1 protein-coding gene is annotated in these 1,351 nt (G+C 69.5%); it reads left to right on the forward strand.

The features are described 5' to 3' along the window. Positions 1–1,226, forward strand: a 1,226-nt coding sequence (locus tag AB0O00_RS39715; RefSeq protein WP_363659531.1) for a serine hydrolase domain-containing protein, incomplete at its 5' end; no start/stop codon positions are given. Positions 1,227–1,351: the final 125 nt, after the last annotated feature.

The raw sequence follows: 1,351 nt of genomic DNA on the forward strand, positions 1-1,351 counted from the left end.
CGGTGATCACCGCCGAACCGGCCGCGCTCAGCCCGTCCGCGACTGCGTACGCCTCGGGGAGCGCGTCCCCCGGCGGCGTCGTGCCGCTCACCCCGGACGTCACCGCCAGGCTCGACGCGGCGATCCAGCGGGTGCAGAGCCAGACCGGCGTCCCCGGCATCAACGTCGGGATCATCACGCCGGGCGGGACGTACCTGAAGTCCTTCGGCGTCGCCGACAAGACCGCCGGGACGCCCATGGACCCCTCGCTCCACCTGCGGATCGGCAGCGAGACCAAGACCTTCACGGCGACCGCCGTGCTGCGCCTGGTCGACCAGGGCAAGGTGGGCCTGGACGACCCGATCTCCAAGTACGTGGACGGCGTCCCCGGCGGCGACGGGATCACGGTGCGCCAGCTCGGCGAGATGCGCAGCGGGCTGTTCCCGTACAGCTCCGACCCGGACTTCGTGAACACCCTGATCAACGACCCGAACCACGTGTTCACCCCGGACCAGCTGCTCGCGTACGGGTACAAGCACCCGGCCGTCTTCCCGCCCGGCGCCCAGTTCCAGTACAACAACAGCAACTACATCATCCTGGGCAAGCTGATCGAGAAGCTCGGCGGGCAGCCGGCCGGCAAGTTCATCACGGACCAGGTGATCACGCCGGCCTCGCTGAGCCAGACCAGCTTCCCCGCCGACCTCGACAAGTCCATCCCCTCCCCGTACGCGCACGGCTACACCGAGCAGACGCCGACCGGGGCCGTCGCGGACGCCACCAACTGGGACCCGTCCTGGGCCTGGACCGCGGGCGCGATCATCAGCACCGTGGCCGACCTGGAGAGTTGGGCGAAGACCCTGGCCACCGGCACCCTCGTGAAGCCGGCCACCCAGGCCGAGCGCCTGAAGAACCTGCCGACCGGCGATCCCGGCGTCGGCTACGGCTTCGGGCTGTTCAGCAACTACGGGTGGATCGGGCACAACGGCTCGATGCCGGGCTACGAGAGCGTCGCGGTGTACCTGCCGGAGGCGCAGAGCACGCTGGCGCTCCAGCTCAACACCGATGTTCTGTACCAGGGTTCGGAGCCGTCCTCGCTGTTCGCGAACGAGATCACCAAGATCATCTCACCGAAGAACGTCTACTCGATCCCGCCGTCGACGGCCGCGCCGTCCGCGCCCGGGTCGACGGCCGGCGCGAGCTCACCGTCGCTTCCGTCGGGCAACTCCCCCTCCACCGTGCGGGCTTGATCCGGACGGCGCCAGTGGCCCGGCCCTTCACAGGACACTGTTGGTTAATTCGGGCCTCGTTACTCCGCCCCGCCGGATTCATCCGGCGGGGCGGAGTGCTGCGAAGTGGCTGGTACGGGTGCGGG

Source organism: Kitasatospora sp. NPDC093558 (assembly GCF_040683475.1).
Classification (GTDB): Bacteria; Actinomycetota; Actinomycetes; order Streptomycetales; family Streptomycetaceae; genus Kitasatospora.